Origin of the sequence: Pseudoselenomonas ruminis (assembly GCF_008271295.1) — a bacterium.
Taxonomy (GTDB): domain Bacteria; phylum Bacillota; class Negativicutes; order Selenomonadales; family Selenomonadaceae; genus Selenomonas_A; species Selenomonas_A ruminis.
The window spans coordinates 42,533-62,480 of the sequence record NZ_VTOY01000009.1 but is presented as its reverse complement, the minus strand read 5'-3'; the positions used below and the strand labels follow the sequence as shown (position 1 = coordinate 62,480).

General features: G+C 53.3%; 18 protein-coding genes and 1 riboswitch. Of the genes, 14 read left to right on the top strand and 4 right to left on the bottom strand.

Features of this window, described 5'->3' with window-relative positions:
- The first annotated feature begins 60 nt into the window (after positions 1-60).
- Positions 61-1,464 carry a MocR-like pyridoxine biosynthesis transcription factor PdxR gene (pdxR, locus tag FZ040_RS10305; RefSeq protein WP_149171907.1) on the top strand — a complete coding sequence of 468 codons (1,404 nt, stop codon included), beginning with the start codon at positions 61-63 and terminating at the stop codon, positions 1,462-1,464.
- A 40-nt stretch (positions 1,465-1,504) separates the two neighbouring features.
- Here pdxR and FZ040_RS10300 read toward each other — a convergent pair whose 3' ends face one another.
- Complete coding sequence (locus FZ040_RS10300) at positions 1,505-2,758, bottom strand: dicarboxylate/amino acid:cation symporter (protein WP_149171906.1); 1,254 nt, start codon at positions 2,756-2,758, stop codon at positions 1,505-1,507.
- A gap of 240 nt (positions 2,759-2,998) precedes the next feature.
- Between FZ040_RS10300 and FZ040_RS10295 the strand changes: the two genes are divergently transcribed.
- The 3 genes from FZ040_RS10295 to rbr all read left to right on the top strand — a co-directional run bounded on the left by FZ040_RS10295 (position 2,999) and on the right by rbr (position 6,030).
- A complete protein-coding gene (locus FZ040_RS10295; protein ID WP_149171905.1) occupies positions 2,999-4,912 on the top strand; it encodes a fructose-1,6-bisphosphatase in 1,914 nt (637 codons plus the stop codon).
- A gap of 174 nt (positions 4,913-5,086) precedes the next feature.
- Complete coding sequence (locus FZ040_RS10290) at positions 5,087-5,467, top strand: desulfoferrodoxin family protein (protein WP_149171904.1); 381 nt, start codon at positions 5,087-5,089, stop codon at positions 5,465-5,467.
- Positions 5,468-5,493: 26 nt separating this feature from the next.
- Positions 5,494-6,030: a rubrerythrin gene (gene rbr / locus FZ040_RS10285; protein WP_149171903.1), complete on the top strand. Its 537-nt coding sequence runs from the start codon at positions 5,494-5,496 to the stop codon at positions 6,028-6,030.
- Positions 6,031-6,072: 42 nt separating this feature from the next.
- Here rbr and FZ040_RS10280 read toward each other — a convergent pair whose 3' ends face one another.
- Positions 6,073-6,993 (bottom strand): LysR family transcriptional regulator, encoded by a 921-nt coding sequence (locus FZ040_RS10280; RefSeq protein WP_149171902.1) that lies wholly within the window; start codon positions 6,991-6,993, stop codon positions 6,073-6,075.
- A 152-nt stretch (positions 6,994-7,145) separates the two neighbouring features.
- Here FZ040_RS10280 and FZ040_RS10275 point away from each other — a divergent pair, with 152 nt between their 5' ends.
- The 10 genes from FZ040_RS10275 (at position 7,146) to FZ040_RS10230 (ending at position 17,664) form a co-directional block, all read left to right on the top strand.
- Entirely contained in the window at positions 7,146-8,261 is a 1,116-nt protein-coding gene (locus tag FZ040_RS10275; RefSeq protein ID WP_149171901.1) for a 5-methyltetrahydropteroyltriglutamate--homocysteine S-methyltransferase, read from the top strand.
- Between the two features lie 366 nt (positions 8,262-8,627).
- Entirely contained in the window at positions 8,628-10,598 is a 1,971-nt protein-coding gene (locus FZ040_RS10270; RefSeq protein ID WP_149171900.1) for a methyl-accepting chemotaxis protein, read from the top strand.
- 55 nt (positions 10,599-10,653) lie between these two features.
- A riboswitch (FMN riboswitch) is annotated at positions 10,654-10,770 on the top strand.
- 100 nt (positions 10,771-10,870) lie between these two features.
- The gene (gene ribD / locus FZ040_RS10265; RefSeq protein ID WP_439653919.1) at positions 10,871-11,965 is read left to right on the top strand and encodes a bifunctional diaminohydroxyphosphoribosylaminopyrimidine deaminase/5-amino-6-(5-phosphoribosylamino)uracil reductase RibD; all 1,095 of its coding nucleotides are present in this window, start codon (positions 10,871-10,873) and stop codon (positions 11,963-11,965) included.
- A 4-nt stretch (positions 11,966-11,969) separates the two neighbouring features.
- Positions 11,970-12,605, top strand: a complete 636-nt coding sequence (locus FZ040_RS10260; protein WP_149171898.1) for a riboflavin synthase — start codon at positions 11,970-11,972, stop codon at positions 12,603-12,605.
- Between the two features lie 17 nt (positions 12,606-12,622).
- On the top strand, positions 12,623-13,834 hold the full coding sequence (locus tag FZ040_RS10255; RefSeq protein WP_149171897.1) for a bifunctional 3,4-dihydroxy-2-butanone-4-phosphate synthase/GTP cyclohydrolase II: 1,212 nt from the start codon (positions 12,623-12,625) through the stop codon (positions 13,832-13,834).
- 24 nt (positions 13,835-13,858) lie between these two features.
- Complete coding sequence (ribH, locus tag FZ040_RS10250) at positions 13,859-14,326, top strand: 6,7-dimethyl-8-ribityllumazine synthase (protein ID WP_149171896.1); 468 nt, start codon at positions 13,859-13,861, stop codon at positions 14,324-14,326.
- 27 nt (positions 14,327-14,353) lie between these two features.
- A complete protein-coding gene (gene yfcE, locus FZ040_RS10245; protein WP_149171895.1) occupies positions 14,354-14,911 on the top strand; it encodes a phosphodiesterase in 558 nt (185 codons plus the stop codon).
- A gap of 19 nt (positions 14,912-14,930) precedes the next feature.
- Entirely contained in the window at positions 14,931-15,809 is an 879-nt protein-coding gene (hslO, locus tag FZ040_RS10240) for an Hsp33 family molecular chaperone HslO (RefSeq protein ID WP_149171894.1), read from the top strand.
- Entirely contained in the window at positions 15,781-16,524 is a 744-nt protein-coding gene (locus tag FZ040_RS10235) for a M48 family metallopeptidase (RefSeq protein WP_187620305.1), read from the top strand. Before hslO ends, FZ040_RS10235 begins: the two co-directional genes overlap by 29 nt.
- Positions 16,525-16,875: 351 nt before the next feature.
- Entirely contained in the window at positions 16,876-17,664 is a 789-nt protein-coding gene (locus FZ040_RS10230) for a helix-turn-helix transcriptional regulator (protein WP_149171892.1), read from the top strand.
- 169 nt (positions 17,665-17,833) lie between these two features.
- Here FZ040_RS10230 and rpmB read toward each other — a convergent pair whose 3' ends face one another.
- The gene (gene rpmB, locus FZ040_RS10225; protein WP_033169802.1) at positions 17,834-18,025 is read right to left on the bottom strand and encodes a 50S ribosomal protein L28; all 192 of its coding nucleotides are present in this window, start codon (positions 18,023-18,025) and stop codon (positions 17,834-17,836) included.
- Between the two features lie 107 nt (positions 18,026-18,132).
- Positions 18,133-19,932 carry an oligoendopeptidase F gene (gene pepF / locus FZ040_RS10220; protein ID WP_149171891.1) on the bottom strand — a complete coding sequence of 600 codons (1,800 nt, stop codon included), beginning with the start codon at positions 19,930-19,932 and terminating at the stop codon, positions 18,133-18,135.
- Positions 19,933-19,948 lie beyond the last annotated feature (16 nt).

Below are 19,948 nucleotides of genomic sequence, written 5' to 3'. Positions count from 1 at the left end.
CCATAACGAAATATTCAAATTCAGATAGTTTTTAAGGTCAGAAAGAAAGGAAGATGGCCCATGCTGACCTATCCATTGGCGCAGGCAGGGGATACGCCCCTCTATGAATATCTGTACGATTGCATCCGCAAGGATATCTTGTCCGGCCGCTTGCAGGCAGGGGAAAAGCTCCCGTCAAAGCGCGGGCTGGCTGCTCATTTGGGCATCAGCACGATAACGGTCGAAGGAGCTTATGGCCAGTTGATGGCCGAAGGATATTGCCAGTCTGCTCCACGGCGTGGCTTTTTTGTTTCAAAAGTCCAGCATTCCGGATTGGAACGGGAACAATATTTGCCAAAGGCGAAGGAACCGGCCCCAAAAGCAAAACCGGAGTGGCTGGCTGATTTTGTCTCGAACAGTATTTCTCCTGAATTGTTCCCGTTTGCGACCTGGACCCGCCTGCTGCGGCGCGTGGTGGCAGAGGATGCCGAGTCGCTTTTGGCGCGGTCGCCAGGTTTTGGCGTGCTGCCTTTGCGGCAGGCTATCGCCGAGCATTTGCGAAGTTTCCGCGGCCTGAGCGTATCGGCAGAGCAGATTGTCGTCGGTGCTGGCACGGAGTACCTCTATAATTTGCTCGTGCAGTTTTTGGGACGGGACAAGCGTTTCTGCGTAGAAAATCCCGGCTATGAACGCGTCCGGAAAATATACGGTGCCTGCGGGGCTGATTTCGTTTCGGCAGCTATGGATGCCAAGGGCGTCCGGCTGGAGGAGCTGGAGCGATTGCAGGCCCAGGTCCTTCATATCAGTCCGTCGCATCATTTCCCGACGGGCATCATTATGCCCGTGAGCCGGCGCTATGAGTTGTTGGGGTGGGCGGCCGCGCGGCCGGAGCGCTATATCATCGAGGACGATTACGATAGCGAGTTCCGGCTGACCGGGCGGCCGATTCCTACGGTGATGGGGATTGATGTCAGCGACCGGGTCATCTACATGAATACCTTTTCGAAAAGCCTTACGCCGACGATTCGCATCAGTTATATGGTCCTGCCCAAGGAAATCGTGGAACCATTCAAGGAAAAGCTGGGGTTTTACAGCTGTACGGTATCGAACTTTGAACAATATACCCTGGCCAAGTTTATCGGCGAAGGGTATTTTGAAAAGCATATCAACCGCATGCGCGCCTATTACCGCCGGAAGCGGGAACGGCTGTTAGCGCTTCTTAAAGCCTCACCGGCCGCTGCGAGGATGAAGGTCATTGAGCATGGTTCGGGGCTCCATTTTCTCTTGCAGTTTGACAAGTCAATTCCCGATGATGCCTTGCAGCAAAAATTTATGGCCGAAAAAATAAATATGAAGCCGTTGGCTGATTATTATGAAGGGGCACCACTTTCCTGCCGGCATACGTTTGTCTTGAACTATTCCGGTGTCCGCGATGAAAAACTCGAAGCGGCGGTGGCAGCTATCAGCCGCGTGCTGCTGAACTAAAAAACGCTCTGCACAGATAATGTGCAGAGCGTTTTTTAGTTCAGGATTCCACATGCGGGGCAAGTATTTCCATATCCGCTGTTTCCGCCGGGGTGTCATACATGTTTTCTAAGCGGGCGACGGCCAGGGTGCTGACGACGTCACCCGTTACGTTGAGGGCGGTATGAATCATGTCGATGGGACGGAAGATGCCGACAATCATACCCATGATGGTGGCGGGCAGGCCCATGGTGTTTAGGAGCATGACCGCCAGGACAATGCCGCTGGCCGGGATGCCCGGGGTGCCGATGGAAATCAGCGTAGTGATGAAGATGAACATGGCCTGCTGGCCCAGCGTCAGATCGATGCCGTAGATTTGCGCGACGAAGATGATGGTCACGGCATAGTAGACGGCAATGCCGTTCATGTTGATAGTAGCGCCGAGGGGCAGGGAGAAGGAGGCCAGTTCGTTCTTGACATGGAATTCGTCTTCGGTGACTTTCAGGCTGACTGGCAGCGTGCCCGAACTGCTCGTAGTGCTGAAGGCAACGAGCCAGATGCTGATGATTTTGCGGAAAAAATCGGTCAGCGGGTATTTGGCGATGACTTTAATGATGAACAGATAGAGCAGAACGATGACGGAAATAGCGCCGACGTAATGGGTAAGAATAAACATGGCCAGCACGCTGAAGATGGCCGTGCCGTATTCGCCAATGCTGCAGGCTGCGAGGGCAAAGACGCCGATTGGCGTAGTCTTCATGACCAAATCCGTAAGCGTGAACATGATTTGCGTGCCTTCGTCGACGAATTTTTTTACGGTGCTGACTTTATCGCCCAGCATCGTCATGACAACGCCGAGGAAGGCGGCGAAGATGATGACTTGAATCAGGTTGCCTTCGCTCAGGGCATGCAGGGGATTGGCTGGAATCATGCTGAGAATCGTACCGCCAACTGTCATCGGAGCAGCTTCTTTGATGGGCTCGCCCGTGGCGACAATCATATTGGTATCAAAGCCCTTGCCTGGTTGCATCAGATTGGCAACGACGAGGCCGATAATCGTGGAGAGAATTGTCGTAATGACGTAAAAGCCGAGAATTTTTGAGCCGATGCGGCGCAGCTTGCGGACGTCGCCAATATTGGCGATGCCGCCGATGATGGACAGGAAAATCAGCGGCACGACAATCATCTGAATCAGCCGCAGGAAGATATCGCCGACCGGCTGCAGGAACAGGATATCCTTTTGAAAGACAATGCCGAGAATTGTGCCGGCAATAAAGGCAATCAGCACTTGGGTTGCCAAATTCATTTTTTTCATAAAACCGTCTCCTAAATATTTGTCCGCAATATAAAGAAAATACTTTACAAATGTGGTGTTTTTCTTAGGAGTATATACTACAATGAAAAAGGTGTCAATTGAAAAGGGACAGGGGCGGTTAGATTTTGGTTCGCTGAGGCGAAAAAGTATGCGCGTGAAAGACAAAAGCAGGAATTTGGGAGGGCCTAGGCGAATTAGGCGATAGGTAATTTCGCCAAAATGTATGAGGGGAGTTTTAAGATGCTGGAACTAGCGGACAAAACGTACAACAAGGGAAAGGCCAATAAACTGCTGCGGCTGCTGGCGGAAAAGTATCCCGACAAGCAGGCCGTCTATGAAAAACTCGTCTATCTCCAATCGCGGCTTTCGCTTCCCAAGGGCAGTGAACATTTTATGAGTGACTTGCATGGAGAATACGAATCCTTCTTCCACATTTTAAACAATTGCTCGGGAATTATTCACGAGAAAGTGGATTATGTCTTTGGGGATCGGCTGACAGCGGAGGAGAAGGCAGAGTTCTGCACCCTGATTTATTATCCGAAGGAGAAAATCGAGCAGGTGACGGCGTCACACCAAAATACCCCGGAATGGTACCGGCGCAATCTGGCGCAATTGCTGGAACTGTCGCAGGTTATGAGTTATAAGTACCCTGCGTCCCGGGTCAATGGCTTTATTCCGGACCGCTATGCTTCGGTTATCTTTGAACTCATGAATACGCATCCGACGGTGGATAGTGCCCAGCGCGTCTATTACAACCGGCTGCTTAGCACCATCGTCCAGATTGACAGCGGCGCGGATTTTATCGAGGCCTTTACGGTGCTTATCAAGCGTTTGGCGGTGGATCGGCTGCACATTGTCGGGGATTTTTATGACCGTGGCAATCGGCCGGATGCGATTTTGAACCTGTTGATGGAATATCCGTCGGTTGATATCCAATGGGGCAATCATGATGTTCTGTGGATGGGGGCGGCGCTGGGCAGTGAAGTTTGTATTGCTGGCGTAGTACGCAATTCACTTCGCTACAACAATACCGATGTGCTTGAGCGGGGGTATGGCATCAGCTTGCGCTCGCTGTCGACATTTGCCTCGCGCCTCTATCCGGATGAAAATCCCATCAAGGCAGCGGAGCGGGCCATGACCATCATCATGTTTAAACTGGAAGGCCAGCTTATCCGCCGCAATCCGGATTTTCAGATGGACAGCCGGCTGCTGCTCGATAAGATTGATTTCCGGGTATCGGCGGTTACGCTGGGTGATGGCAAGCGGTATGAACTCGAAAATGCCTACTTCCCGACGATTGATGAAAATGCCAAAGACCCGTACCTGCTGACGGAAAAAGAACAGGAAGTTGTGGCGGACCTTAAATCGTATTTTGTCGAAAGCCTGATGCTCAAACGCCATGTCGATTACCTGTACCAGAAGGGGAGTCTCTACACCCGGTTCAACGGCAATCTGCTGTTTCATGGCTGCGTGCCGATGAATGAAGATGGCAGTTTGCGGACCATCCGCTATGGCGGGCAGGAGTACAAAGGGCGCCAGTGGTTTGATTTTTGCGAGAACATGGCGCGCAAGGCCTGGCTCCATGGTGAGGAGACGGCGAAGGATTTTATGTATTTTCTGTGGTGCGGCCGCCTGTCGCCGGTGTCCGGGCGCGAGTTCAAGACGTTTGAGCGCGCGATGATTGCTGACGAAAGTACCTGGGCAGAACCCTCCGACCCCTATTTCCACTTCATTGATGAGGCATCGGTCTGCGAGAAAATCCTCGTCGAATTTCACTTGGAACCGAAGCGCGGCCATATCATCAACGGCCATGTACCCGTCAAGGTGCGAAAAGGCGAAACGCCTGTGAAGGCCGGGGGCAAAGCGATTATCATCGATGGTGGTTTTTGCAAGGCCTATCACAAGAAAACCGGAATTTCGGGCTTTACGCTGATTTCCAACTCGCGTGGGCTGCGGCTGCTTGAGCATCAGAAAATTCCCGATGTCCGGGAGGCGTTGCGGGAGAATCGCGACATCGAGTCGGTGTCAGAGACCGTGGAACTGCAGTCGTACCGGACGACGGTGGGAGACGCCGACGAAGGCCGGGCCATCAAAGAGGAAATCAGCGATCTCTATAAGTTATTGCTGGCGTATCAGAATGGCTTGTTAAAATAAAGGCGATTTTGCTGGCCGGAACCTGCTGGGCGTAGATTTTTTTCGCGCTGGCAGGAAGCGGCCGAAAAATGTCGAAGTGTTACAATACAGGAAAAAGATTTTACGCAACTATATTGCGGTCTTTTGTCCTACTTCGTTCGATGTGTGTATTATAGTTTGGCGGGAGGCGGTTTTATGGCAAAGCGGTTCTTTATTTGCAAGCTGTGCGGCAATATTGTCGGCGTGGTAAAGGAAGGCGGTGGAAAGCTTTCGTGCTGCGGACAGGCGATGGCGGAGCTTACGGCAAATACCACAGATGCGGCCCAGGAAAAGCATGTGCCGGTAATCGTGATGGACGGAACTTCGGTGAAGGTGTCAGTCGGAAGCGTGGCGCATCCGATGACGCCCGAACACTTCATTGAGTGGATTCATCTGGAGACGAAACAGGGCGCGCAGATGGCACACCTTACTCCGGATGATGCGCCTGAGGCAGTCTTTGCCCTGAGTGCTGGCGATGAAGTGGTGGCCGCTTATGCGTATTGCAATCTTCATGGCCTTTGGAAGGCCGAAGTATGATGGTGTGATGGATTAGGAGGAGAGCTATGAGCAAATATGCGGGAACGCAGACGGAAAAGAATTTACAGGCTGCTTTTGCCGGGGAATCGCAGGCACGCAACAAATATACCTACTTTGCCTCGGTGGCGAAGAAGGATGGTTCGGAGCAGATTGCCGAGTTGTTTTTGAAAACAGCTGCCAATGAGTCCTATCATGCGAAGATGTGGCTTCGGGAATTGGAAGGAATCGGCAATACGGAAGAAAATCTCGAAGATGCCGCTAATGGCGAAAACTATGAGTGGACGGATATGTACAAAGGTTTTGCGGAAACGGCGGAACAGGAAGGGTTCCCCGAGCTTGCCAAGAAATTCCGTATGGTTGGCGAGATTGAAAAGCATCATGAAGAACGCTATCGCAAGCTGCTGCAAAATGTCAAAAACGGTGAAGTGTTTAAGAAAGGGGAAGTAAAGGTATGGGAGTGCCGCAATTGCGGTCATATTGTGGTTGGCACGGAAGCGCCGAAGCTTTGCCCGGTATGCCAGCACCCGCAGACTTATTTTGAAATCCACGCGGAGAATTTCTGACGCAAAAGAAAAGACGGACCAGGCGAAAGCCTGGTCCGTTTTTTATTGGCAGCGGGTATCGAGTTTGGCGGTCAGCTTCGTTAAGATGTCGAGAAATTCCAAGGTGAGGCGCGAGGGACGCGTGGATTTTGGCAGGATGTAGCCGATTTCCATATAGTCATCGACCGCAAGCGGCCGGGCTACGATATTGGAACCGTTGAGCTCTTCGCTGATGCTGCCGCTGCAGATGGTATACCCGTTGAGGCCGATTACCATGTTGAAGAGGGTGGCGCGGTCGCAGACGACGAGTTCTTTATCGCAGTCTTCGGTGCTTAGGATTTCTTCGGAGAAGTAAAAGGAGTTGTGGCTGCCCTGTTCGTAGGAAAGCCGCGGGAAAGGTTTTAAGTCGTCAAGGGTGACGCGGTCCTTTTGTGCGAGCGGACTGTTTTTGCCGACGAAGACGTGCGGACTGGCGGTGAACAGCGGCGTAAAGGTGAGCTGGTTGTCTTTTAGCGTCTTGGTGATGATGGAGCGATTGAACTTGTTGCGATAGAGGATGCCAACTTCGCTTCGCATGTGCGCGACATCGTCGATGATTTCGTACGTTTGGGTTTCGCGCATGTGGAACTCGTATTTATCGCCATCGAACTGGCGGATGAGCCCGACAAAGGCTTCGACGACGAAGGAGTAATGCTGGGAGGATACGCAGAAATGCTGCCGGATGGGGGATTTGCCGATATAGCGTTCGTGCATGAGGTCGGCCTGCTCCAAAATTTGGCGGGCATATCCGAGCAATTCGTCTCCGGCAGGCGTTATTTCGATGCCCTTGTTGGAGCGGGAAAAGATGGTGATGCCGTATTCTTCTTCGAGGGAATGGATGGCGGCGGTGAGGCTCGGCTGAGCGATGAAAAGTTTCTTGGCGGCTTCGGTGATGTTGCCGGTTTCGGCAACGGTAACGGCATAGCGCAGTTGTTTAAGTGTCATGATAATCTCCCTGAAAAATATTTCGTTGTAATTATACCATGCCTCATAGAAAATAACTATGGCGCGGGCTGGGTTTTTCATATTTTACAGCCGGGCGCTGATTTTTTAAGATAGGGTACAAGGTGGAAGGACCGAAAGAAAGGAAGATTACTATGAGTAAAATAAAGACACCATGCCGCTATGATTTTGTGGGAAGCTTTTTGCGCCCGGCCGAGCTGAAACAGGCACGGGCAAAGTTCAAAGCCGGGGAAATCACCCGGCAGGAACTTGACGCCGTGACGGATGAAGCGGTGGCGCAGGTGGTCGCCAAGCAAAAGGCGGCCGGCTTTCACGTGATTACCGACGGGGAGTTTCGCAGAGCTTACTGGCATCTGGACTTCATGTGGGGCTTTGAAGGCGTGGATCATAAAGCTGGCGGTGGTGTGCAGTTTAACGGCGAGGTAGCAGACCTTGAGGAAACCTGGCTCGTCGGGGAAGTAAAAGCGAAGCCACATCCGTTTGTCGAATACTTCAAATTCCTCAAGCAGTTTGAAGATGAAAAGACCGTGGCTAAATATACCATTCCGGCACCGGCGCAGATGTTTCAGCAGTTTATCATCCCGCAGAACATCGAATCGACGCGGAAAATCTATCCGGATAACGAGTTGCTTATCCAGGATATTGGGGAGGCCTATCAGCAGGTCATTCGTCAGTTCTACGAGGCGGGGTGCCGCAATCTGCAGTTTGATGACTGTACCTGGGGAGCTGTGGTGGGCGATGCTGCCCAGCAGCGTTATCAGGCGCTGGGGCTGGATTTAGAGGATGTCAAAGCACAGCTCTTGGCGGTGAACAATCTGGCGTTAGCAGCGAAACCGTCGGATATGGTTATCAATTCGCATATTTGCCGCGGAAATTATCATTCGACCTTCTTTACCAGCGGCCCGTATGATTCGGTAGCGGATTACGTTTTTGCCGAGGAAAAGGTCGATGCGCTCTATCTGGAGTATGACGATGAGCGGTCTGGCGGCTTTGCACCGCTGGCTAAGGTATCGCCGGATAAAAAAGTGGTACTCGGACTTATCACGACGAAAAAGCCCGAGCTTGAAGATAAGGAAGCCGTTATCGCCAGAATCCATGAGGCAGCGAAATATATCCCCTTGGAGCGGCTGTGCCTAAGTCCTCAGTGTGGATTTGCCTCCTGTGAAATCGGCAATAAACTGACGGAAGCTCAGCAATGGGCAAAGCTGGCACTGGTTAAAGAGATTGCGCAGGAGGTGTGGGGCGAATAACTCTTAACAAATACATTTGTCTAAAGCATGTATACTATATTTCTAGTAAAGGTTTTCTTATTTTTGTTTTTGCAGTATGCTATAATCTTGTCTTAATAAAATATCTATGGGATTTATGGCGGTTTTGTTACGATGTAAATGAAACGTGATGCCTCATGCTGCTGATGGACAATTTCTTACGATGCGGATAATTTGCCTTAAGCATAGGAGCATTTAAATCCGGGTTGCGATCGCGCAACTCGGATTTTGTTGTAAAGGGATCATTTACTTTTATCAAGCAACTAAATGACAGCATTAGTTACAGCAGGTAGAAACGGTCCAAGGAGACTGTTTTTATAAATACTACTACAAAAAGGAGCAAGAGAAATGGGAATTAGACAAAAGTTTTTTGTGTTGGCTGGTATCGTAGGTGCGCTGATGGCGATAGTGTCCATCTCCGGGTATTTTTTGGCAAGCGCGGATTTGGAGCAGAGCGTCGATAACGAACTGCGGGCGGTAGTGGCCAAAGAGGTGTCCGAGATGGATGGCTGGCTCATGGCGAAGCAGTCGTCAACGGCGCATACGGCCAATGTCATGACGGCCTATAATGGGGACAAGGCCAGCATGCAGACGAATGCCGCGCTGCAGTCGGCATCGTCGGAGGCCGATGTCATAGGTGTCACGCTCGGCATGGAGGATAAGTATTTCGCTTCCTCGACGGGCGGCAATCTGACCGGTCAAAAAGACCCGACGCAACGTCCGTGGTATCAGCAGGCCAAGAAGGACGACAAGGTGGAATTCACCGATGCGTATGTCGATGCCATCACGAATAAGCACGTCATCTCGGCTATCGCGCCGGTAAAGGCCAACGGCCAGTTTATCGGTGCGGTCTGCAACGATATTTCGCTTGATGCACTCGATGAGCAGGTAAAGAATATCGAGTACCATGGCGAAGGCCAGGGCATCATCTTAGAGAAGACGGGCAACATCCTCGCGACGGCCGGCCTTGGCAAACCTATGCAGAATTTTGCTGAGGTCGATGGTTTTGGCGAGCATTTCAAGGAAATGCAGGGGAAGGAATCCGGTTACTTTACGACGAGCAGTGATGGTAAAGATATCGTGTTTGCCTATGCGAAGGTGCCTTCGACGGAATGGCTGATCGGCATTGCGGTGCCGGAGGATTTTGTATTTGCAGCGCTCAAGCATATGCGTTGGGTATTTGGTCTTTTGACGCTCGTTGGTTTTGCGCTGATGATGTTTGTCTGCCAGTATTTTGCCCAGAAAATCACGCGGCCGATTTTGGGACTCAACGAGCATGCGGTTCAGCTGGCTGATGGCAATCTGCGCATGGCCGACCTTCCGGTGGAAAGTGCCGATGAAATCGGCCAGCTCACGCAGGCGTTCAATACGATGAACAAGAACATCCGCAATCTCATTCAGAAGATGAGTTCTGCTGCTGAGCAGGTAGCGGCATCCTCGGAGGAGCTCACGGCCAGTGCGCAGCAGTCGGCTGAGGCCGCCAACAGCGTGGCTGTATCGGTTGGCGATGTGGCGCAGGGCGTCAGCGACCAGGCGGAAAGCGTCGATAATGCCAAGAATGTCGTCGAGGAAGTCGTCGGCCATATCGACGATGTCGCAAAAGGCATGGAACATGTCAACGACCGCACGAACGAGACGAATGAGACGGCGACGGCAGGTAGCAAGCTCATGCAGGATGCCATGGACAAGATGGTCCTGATTGAAAAGGCATCGCAGGAGTCGGCGGCGATTGTCGCCCAGCTCGGCAAGAACAGCGAGCAGATTGGCAAGATTGTCGAGACGATTTCAGCCATTGCCGAGCAGACAAATCTCTTGGCGCTCAATGCAGCTATCGAGGCGGCGCGCGCCGGCGAGCAGGGCCGCGGCTTTACGGTCGTTGCTGAAGAGGTCCGCAAGCTGGCTGCTGAATCTCAGGAAGCCGCCGAGGACATCAAGCGCCATATCACGACGATCCAAAGTGATACGAACCAGGCTGTCGGTTCGATGGAGTCGAGCACGGAGCAGATTAAGCTTGGCACCGATGCAATCCGCGAGGTCGGCGAGCAGTTCGGCCGCATTATCGCAAAAGTCCATGACATCAAAGATGAGGTTGAGGCCATGAACCTGCGCGTGCATAAGGTTTCCGACGGCGCCAGCTCGATTGTCGGTACGATGGAGGAAATCGACGAGGTCAGCAGCAAGACGGCTGCCCATACGCAGACGATTTCGGCCGCAACGGAAGAACAGTCGGCCTCGACGGAGGAGATTGCCTCGGCTTCGCAGTCGCTGGCCAATATGGCGACGGAGCTGCAGGATGCGACGGCGAAGTTCAAATTCTAAGGCCGAGATATTCTATTGATAGAAAGGATAAAGGCGTGCTATAATAGGACATGAGATTTGTCTTTGAGGCGGGGAGCATTTCCCCACCGGCGGTATAGCCCGCGAGCCCTTGGGAGCATGATCCGGTGAGATTCCGGAGCCGACCGTATAGTCGGGACGAGAAAAGGCATGTTGGTTTGCATGCGATTTAAGCCAGCGAGAAGAGAAATCTTTTCGCTGGCTTTTTTGGTCTCAATCACAAACCTAAGATGAAGGAATCTGAGGTGATACGATTGCAGGATGAAGATTTTATGCGCGTGGCCTTGCAGATGGCCCGCAATGCGGAGGGGCGCACGTCGCCCAATCCGCTCGTCGGTGCCGTGATTGTAAGGGACGGGCGCATCGTGGCCGCGGGCTGGCACCGGAAGGCCGGCACGCCCCATGCGGAGGTTCATGCGCTGAACATGGCGGGAGACCTTGCGCGCGGGGCAACCCTTTACGTGACACTTGAGCCCTGCGCGCACTATGGCCGCACGGGCCCTTGTGCCAAGGCTGTGGCCGAGGCGGGCATTGCCCGCGTGGTCATCGCGATGCGCGACCCGAACCCGCTCGTAGCCGGCAAGGGCATCAAGATTTTGGAAGATGCCGGTGTCCAAGTTACCTGTGGAGTTCTTGAAGAAGAAGCCATTGCGTTAAACGAAGTGTTCCTCAAGTGGATTACGACGAAGATGCCGTTTGTCGTGCTCAAGACAGCCATGACGCTCGACGGCAAGATTGCCACGGCGACGGGCGAGTCGCAGTGGATAACGAATGAAACGTCGCGGCGGCGCGTCCACGAGCTGCGCGATATTTACGACGGCATTCTCGCTGGCATCGGCACAGTGCTGAAAGATGATCCGAGCCTTACGACGCGGATTCCGGGCCGTAAGGGGAAAAATGCCATCCGCATCATCGTCGACAGCCAGGCGCGCACGCCGCTTACAGCAAAAGTCGTGACGGACGGGGCGGCGCCGACGATTGTCGCCGTGACTGAGCAGGCGCCTAAGGAGCGCGTGCAGGCGTTAAAGGAGGCTGGCGTCGAGATTATCACGGCAGGCAGTGGCGAGCACGTTGACCTTAAAGCGCTCATGGCAAAACTTGGTGAGCGTGAAATCTGCTCGGTATTTGTTGAGGGCGGCGGCCGTGTGAACTTCTCGCTGCTTGCGGCTGGCCTTGTCGATAAGGTTCAGGCGTTTATCGCGCCCAAACTCATCGGCGGCCGTGAGGCGCTGACTCCGGTCGAGGGCGAGGGCTTTGTAAGTCTCGCCGATGCCGTAGAACTTGCGCGTGTGACGACCGAGCCAATGGATGGCGATATTTTGCTCACAGGTTATGTGGCGCGGAGGTGAGACGTTGTTTACAGGAATCATTGAAGAGGTTGGCAGAATCCGGCGCATTGGCGGCGGCCAGCTTGCCATTGACTGCCAGAAGGTAGTCGAAGATGCCACTTTAGGCGACAGCATCGCGGTAAACGGCGTTTGCTTGACCGTGACTTCGTTTGACAAGAATCATTTCACGGCCGATGTCATGCCCGAGACCGTGCGGCGCACGTCGCTTGCGGAGCTTTCCAAGTGTAGTCCCGTAAACCTCGAGCGGGCACTGACGCTCTCGAGCCGCCTCGGCGGCCATATCGTCAGCGGCCATATCGATGGCACGGGCGAGATCGTTTCCTTTAAAGAGGAAGGCAATGCCATCCTGATGAAGATAGCGGCGGGCTCGGAACTTCTGCGCTATATCGTGGAGAAGGGCTCGGTGGCGCTTGACGGCATCAGCTTGACCGTGGCGGCTGTAACCGATACCGATTTTACGGTCAGCCTTATCCCGCATACGCGTGAGGTCACGAACCTTGGCAGCAAGAAGGCGGGCAGTACGATAAATATTGAAACCGATGTGCTCGGCAAATACGTCGAAAAGATGCTGGACGGGAACAAAACGCAGAAAAATGCCGGCGGGCTTTCGCGGGCGTTTCTGCTCGAGAACGGTTTTTAAGATGAAGGAGAAAGATTATGGCAGATTTTGCAACAGTAGAGCAGGCCATTGAGGATATCAAGAATGGCAAGATGGTAGTCGTCGTCGACGATGAAGACCGCGAGAACGAAGGCGACCTCATCGTCGCCGCCGCTACGGTGACGCCCGAAGACGTCAATTTCATGGCTAAATACGCCAAGGGGCTCATTTGTACGCCGATTGACGGCAAGCGCCTCGATGAGCTCAATATCGGTCAGATGGTTGTCAACAACACGGACAATCACGAGACGGCGTTCACGGTTTCGATTGACGCGCATGAGACAGATACGGGTATTTCGGCTTACGAGCGCTGTTTGACGATCCGTAAGCTTTTAGACCCGAAGGCGCGTCCGTCGGATTTCCGCCGTCCGGGCCATGTGTTCCCGCTGCGCTCGGTTGAGGGCGGCGTTTTGCGCCGTGCCGGTCATACGGAGACGACGACGGACCTTGCGCGGCTGGCAGGTTTCTATCCGGCTGGTCTGTGCTGTGAAATCATGGACGACGATGGTCACATGATGCGCACGCCGAAACTCATCGAGTTTGCCAAGGAGCATGGCCTGCACATGATTACGGTGCAGGCACTCATCGAGTACCGCAAGCGCACGGAATCGTTTGTCGAGCTGGTCGCTGACGTCGATTTCCCGAGCAAGTTCGGTCATTTCCGCATCAAGTCGTACGAGAGCAAGCTCGACGGCAAATGCCATCTGGCCATCGTCAAGGGCGATGTCAAAGGCAAGAAAGACGTGCTCGTGCGCGTTCATTCCGAGTGCCTGACGGGCGATGCGTTAGGCTCGATGCGCTGTGACTGCGGCGATCAGCTCCATGCGGCGCTTGAGAAGATTGAAAAGGCCGGCGAGGGCGTCGTGCTCTACATGCGCCAGGAAGGCCGCGGCATCGGCCTTGCTAACAAGATGCGCGCTTATGCCCTGCAGGACAAGGGCCGCGATACGGTCGAGGCCAATGTCGAACTCGGCTTTGCGCCGGATCTGCGCGACTATGGCATTGGCGCCCAGATCCTTGCGGATCTCGGCCTCACGAGCATCCGGCTGATGACGAACAATCCGGCTAAGCGTGCTGGTCTTGAGGGCTATGGCCTTACGATTACTGAGCGCGTGCCGCTGATGATTCATGCGAATAAATTCGACAAGAACTATCTGACGGTCAAGAAGGTCAAGATGGGCCATCTCTTGAACGATGAGACGTTGAAGTAAAGATATTTTAGGAGGTAATAGATCATGGCAAATGTAATTGAAGGGTATATCACAGCAAAAGGTCTGAAATTCGGTATCGTCGTAGCTCGTTTCAATGAGTTCATCACGAGCAAGCTCTTAGGCGGCGCGCTTGACACGCTGCACCGTCATGAGGCCAACGATGACGACATCGACGTCGCCTGGGTTCCGGGGGCGTTTGAGATTCCAGTCGTTGCCAAGAAGATGGCCGAAAGCGGCAAATACGACGCCGTCATCTGCCTTGGCGCCGTTATCCGTGGTTCGACGACGCATTACGACTATGTCTGCAATGAGGTTTCCAAAGGCACGGCACAGGTTGGCATGCAGACGGGCGTGCCGACGATTTTCGGCGTCGTGACGACAGAGAACATCGAGCAGGCTGTGGAGCGCGCTGGCACGAAGGCTGGCAACAAGGGCTCCGACAGTGCTATGGCCGCTATGGAAATGGCAAACCTGCTCAAGAAGATTGGTTAATCGCGTTTAAGAAAGAAGCTGTTTACGATGAAAATTGGTATTATCAGTGATACGCACGGTCATGAAGGCGCTTGGCAGACGGCGTTTGACAAGGCTTTTCATGATGCCGATATGATTCTGCACGCTGGTGATGTGCTCTATCATGGCCCGCGCAATCCGATGAAGGCCGACTACAATCCGGCCGGGCTCGTCGCCAAAATCAACAGCTGTCCGGTGCCGGTCATCATCGCCAAGGGCAACTGCGATTCGTCGGTCGACGCCAGTTGCCTGGAACTGCCGGTGCAGGCACCGTATGCCTATGTCGTTTACGATGGCCTGCGTATCATCGTCACCCATGGCGACAGCGTCATGACCGATGCGGAAAAGGACAAGATGGCGGCCCATCTGAAGGCTGACCTCTTTATCAGTGGACACATCCATACGACAGTGCTCGAAAAGCGCGGCAAGACCGTGTTCCTTAATCCGGGGTCAGCGGCGCTCTCAAAGCGCGAAGACGGCCGCAATACCTATGCGGTGCTCGAAGATCGCACGGTTAAGATTTACGATATCGATACTGATGAAGTATTGATGCAGTATACAATGTAATTGGAAAAAGGAAATAACCATGAAAGACCATTTAGTAAAAGCAACGGCTGAGGGCGTGCGCATCTATGCGGCCGTTACGACGGACCTCGTCAACGAGGCAATCTGCCGTCATGACTGCTATCCGGTAGCGGCTGCCGCCCTGGGCCGCACGATGACGGCGGCGCTCTTGATGGCGGCCAACCTCAAGAACAAAGAAGCGCTGACGATAAAATTTGATGGCGACGGCCCGCTCGGCAAGGTGACGGCGGATGCAACGCCCGAGGGCTTTGTGCGCGGTTACATCGACGAGCCGCATGTCAACCTGCCGCTCAACAGCCTCGGCAAGATTGATGTCGGCGGCGGTGTCGGCAAAGGCATGGTTTCGGTCACGCGCTTTACGGGGCTCAAGAACCCGATTACGGGCAGTACGGAAATCACCGATGGCGAGATTGCCGACGACCTCACGAAATATCTCTATGTCTCCGAGCAGACGCCGTCGAGCGTCGGCCTTGGTGTCCTCGTAAATCCTGACTTCAAGTGCATCGGCGCGGGCGGCTTTATCATCCAGCCATTGCCTGATGCCACCGACGAGTGCATCGATAAGCTCGAAGCTAACCTGCGCACGGTAAACTCCGTTTCGCATATGGTCGAGCGCGGTCTCGATGCCAAGGGCATCATCGCCGAGCTCCTGCAGGGCTTTGAGGTCAACTACATGACGACGACGGATCTGGCATTTAAGTGCCAGTGCTCGAAAGAGCGCATCAGCGAAGTACTGCTGAGCCTTGGCAAGGCGGACCTCCAGACGCTCGTCGACGATGGCCATGCCGAAGTCTGCTGCCATTTCTGCAACGAGAAATACGAGTTCACAGGCGAGGAACTGCAGGCAATCTTTGACGAAGCCGAAAAGCGCCGGAACTGATATGCGTGAGGAAATCTTTCCTTTTGCGGGGCAGGTCGTATATGTAAAGCGCAAGCGAATCAAGAATATGTACCTGCGCGTGCAGAAGCCCGATGGACGCATTGAAGTGACGGCGCCCTTGCGCATGAAGCGTGAGGCGGTCACGGATTTTTTGGCCAAACACTGGCAGTGGGTCGGGAAAAAGCAACAGGCCATGCGGGAAAAATTGACAAGTCAAAATTTGACTCGTCAATATCAGACGGGAGATAAAGTCCCGCTTTGGGGGCAGTATTATGACCTTGTCGTGCGCGATTCGGCCAGCCGGCAGGCGTCGGTGTTTTGCAAGGAAACGCGGATAATCCTCACGGTTCCATCGTATGCGACCGTAGAACAGCGGCGGGAAATCGTCAACGGTCTTTACCGCCGCCAGCTCGAACAGGCGATTCCAAAACTCTTGCCGCGCTGTGAAGCCATCGTTGGTAAGAAAGCCGCTGAATGCCGCATCCGCAATATGAAGACGCGCTGGGGCACTTGCAATATCGTAAAGACCCGCGTCTGGCTCAATTTACAGCTGGCTAAGTACAAGCCCGAGGCGCTTGAATACGTCATGCTGCATGAACTCACGCACCTCTGGGTGGCCAATCATGGCCCGGCGTTTAAGGCGCGGATGGATAAATACTGTCCCGACTGGCGGCGAATCCGGCAGGAGCTCAATAAGCGGGCAGATTTTGCTTGAATTCTACTACTAAAGTGGTAGAAAAACGAATATCTCCTACTACCGATGAATTGTAAAGACAGAAATGGTTCTTTATAATAGAGGAGCCATCGGATTGGATTAAGAGGGATGAATTGTTATCTTGTACGTTGAGATTGACGATTCTCCGGTGGTTGCTATGAGGCTTGGGGAAGCTGAGTGGTATAGGGGATTATATGTTTTTTGGGGCGAGCCTTGAAGGGCTCGCTTCTTTGTTTTTGTGGGAAAGATGGCGGTTGAGGGAAGCGGGACAGAGGATTTTCGTTATAGCAAAATAGGGATAATGGCGTTATAATGAAATGAGAATGAGATGAGACGGGAGAGGCAAGGGATATGCTTTATTTGGATGAGAATGAATGCCATGTGATGACGATGGCTGTGCTGAAATGTTATGAGGCCAGTGTCGATGAATACCGGCAGGCTGTTTTTGAGGCCTTGGAAAGCTTGGTTCCGTTTGCCTGCGGGGTTTCGTTTATCCTGTTGAACAAAAACGATGATAAACGCCATGTTCGGCCGATGAGCTATAAATGGAGTTTCACGATGCCATCTTTTGAGGAAATGGCGGCCAGAGCTCTGCGCCTGGGGAAATCGTATCCATACCGGTCGCTGGAGTGGCGCAGGGAGTCGCTGGTGTTCCGGGATACGGATGTGCTAAGCGAGGAGTTTTTGGAGAGCTCGGATTTTTATCAGCAGGTGCGCAAGCCTATCGGCATGCATTACAGTTGCAAGCTGTGGCTGGTAAAAAATGATCTGCTGCTGGGAAAATTCGGACTGCTTCGCCCCAAAGAGATGGGGAATTTTACGGAACAGGAATTGATGAAGCTCCGCTGCATCGAGCCGCATATTGCCCAGCGCTTATATGCGTTTCATCCGCAGAATGACAGGAATCAGCGAATCCGGACGGTGTTAAAACAGCGCTTTAGGCTGACGGAACGCGAAATACAGATAACGGGACTCCTGTGCCGCGGCTGGTCGAACCGCCAGATAAGCGAACGCGTGAACAGCGCGGAGAGCACCGTCAAAAAACACGTTTATACCATTTGCAAAAAGATGAAGGAACCAAACCGCGCCTCGGTGATGTGCCGCTGCGTCTTGGAAGATGTGATGCCCCTTAGCATTTAAGAGGCAAAAGATAAACGGGAATTCAAAAAACGCATGAGTTTGACCGCAACTGCGGCCAGGCTCATGCGTTTTTTGGCGGCTAAAAACTATCGATAAAAATAAAGAAAGCGAAAGAGACGAGCTCTTTCGCTTTCTTTATGATATATCAGCTTTTGATATTATGCGCAAATCAGAGGGCACGCTGAACCTTACCGGAACGCAGGCAGCGCGTGCAGACGTTGACGCGTTTGACCTCGCCGTCAACAACAGCGCGGACACGCTGGATGTTCGGTTTCCAAGCACGTTTCGTCTTCAGGTGGGAATGGCTGACGTTGTTACCAGACAGCTGACCCTTTGCACAAACTTCGCAAACACTTGCCATGTGTTACACCTCCTTAACGTAGGAGCATAGTTACCCCTAACAACACAATACAAGTATTCTAGCATAAATTTTTTGCTGATGCAAGTAAAAAACCTTGACAGGCTGAATTATTTGATGATTTTTTCCAGCTGGTCGAGACAGTGGGAGAATTTCTTAAACGTGATGGCAAACGGCTCGCGGCTCGTCATGTCGACGCCGGCGTTTTGCAGCAGCTTGATGGAGTAGTCGCTGCCGCCGCTGGCGAGGAACGAAAGATAAGCCTTTTGCGCTGGCTCGCCCTGCGTGCGGACTTTCTCGGAGAGCGTCATGGCGGCCGCATAGCCGGTCGCGTACTGGTAGACGTAGAACGGACGGTAGAAGTGCGGGATGCGCGACCACTCGGCGCGCAGCTCGTCGTCGAGCACGACGTCTTCGCCGTAATACTTGCGGTTGAGGTCCATCCAGATTCCTTCGAGGTTGTCGGCGGTCAAAGCCTCGCCTGCTTCGACGGCTTCGTGCGTGAGTTTTTCAAACTCGGCAAAGAGCACCTGACGGAAGACCGTCGTGCGAATCTGCTCGAGATAAAGGTTTAGATAATAGAGGCGGTCCTTTTCATCCGCATGCTTCAGCATGTATTCGAGCAGCAGGTTTTCGTTGGTGGTGGAGGCGACCTCAGCGCAGAAAATCGTGTATTCGGAGTTCGTGTATTCCTGATTCTTGGCGCTGTAGAAGCTGTGCATGCTGTGGCCCATCTCGTGGGCCAGCGTCGAGACGGCATCGTAGGTATCGTGCCAGCTCATGAGCACGAAGGGGTGCACGCCATAGACGCCCCAGGAGTAGGCGCCGCTGCGCTTGCCTTCGTTTTCGAGGCGGTCAACCCAGCCGCCATCGAGACCGGTGAAGAGGTCTTTTAGATACTGCCCGCCAAGCGGTGCCAGCGCCTCTTTTAAGATAGTGCGGGCCTCGTCGTAGGTGTAAGGTGTTTTCGGTTTTTCGACAACGGGCACATAGAGGTCATACATGTGAAGTTCCTTGACGCCGAGCAGTTTTTTCTTGAGCTCCATATAGCGGTGGAGTTCGGGCAGGAACTCGTGGGTGACGTTTATCGTCTGTTCGTAGACGCTTACGGGGATATTGCCCGCGTCGAGCGCCGCTTCAAGCATCGAGGGATAGTGGCGTGTCGTGCTGATAAACTGGCTGGCTTTTACCGAGGAGCTGTAAAGGCTCGCAAACGTATTGCGGAACGAAAGGTAGGTGGTAAAGAGCTTGTGGAACGCATCGGCGCGCACTTTGCCGTCCTTGGAGCGGATAAACTGCATGTAGCGGCTCTCGGAAAGGGTCGTGAGTTTGCCGTCCTCGCCGAGGGTGTCGGGGAACTTCATATCGGCATTGGTCATGACCGTGTAGGTGTTGCGGGCCGTTGCGCGGATTTCGCCGGTGCGTGCAAGGAAGGCCTCCTGCTCGGTCGTCAGCACATGTTCCTTGCCGCGCAGCAGGTCTTGGAAACGGAATTGGTATTTTTTAAGGCCTGGCAGCTTATCGGCCATAGTGCGCAGTGTTTCTTCGGGCAGGGAGAGGAGTTCCGGCTCGATGAAAGCGCAGGCTGCTGATGCCTGGTCGAGCAGCGGCAGGCAGCTGGCGGTATCGGCCTGATACGATTGATTGGCCGTATCGGTGTCGGCCATCATGCGCGCATAGGCAAAGACCGCGCAAAGGTTTATCTCCATCGTGTCGACTTTGGTCAGGCAGTCTAAAAGCTGCTGCGGGTCCGAGAGTTTTCCCGCAAACTGTTTGATTTCCGTAAGCTGGCCTTCGATAGCGTCGCGGGCTGTTTGCCAGTCGTCATGGGTGGCAAAAATATCGTTTAAGTGCCATTTGGCCGTTTCGGGAATATCCTCACGGCGGGCTAATTTATTTTGACTTGTCATAGTATCGTCCTTTCGC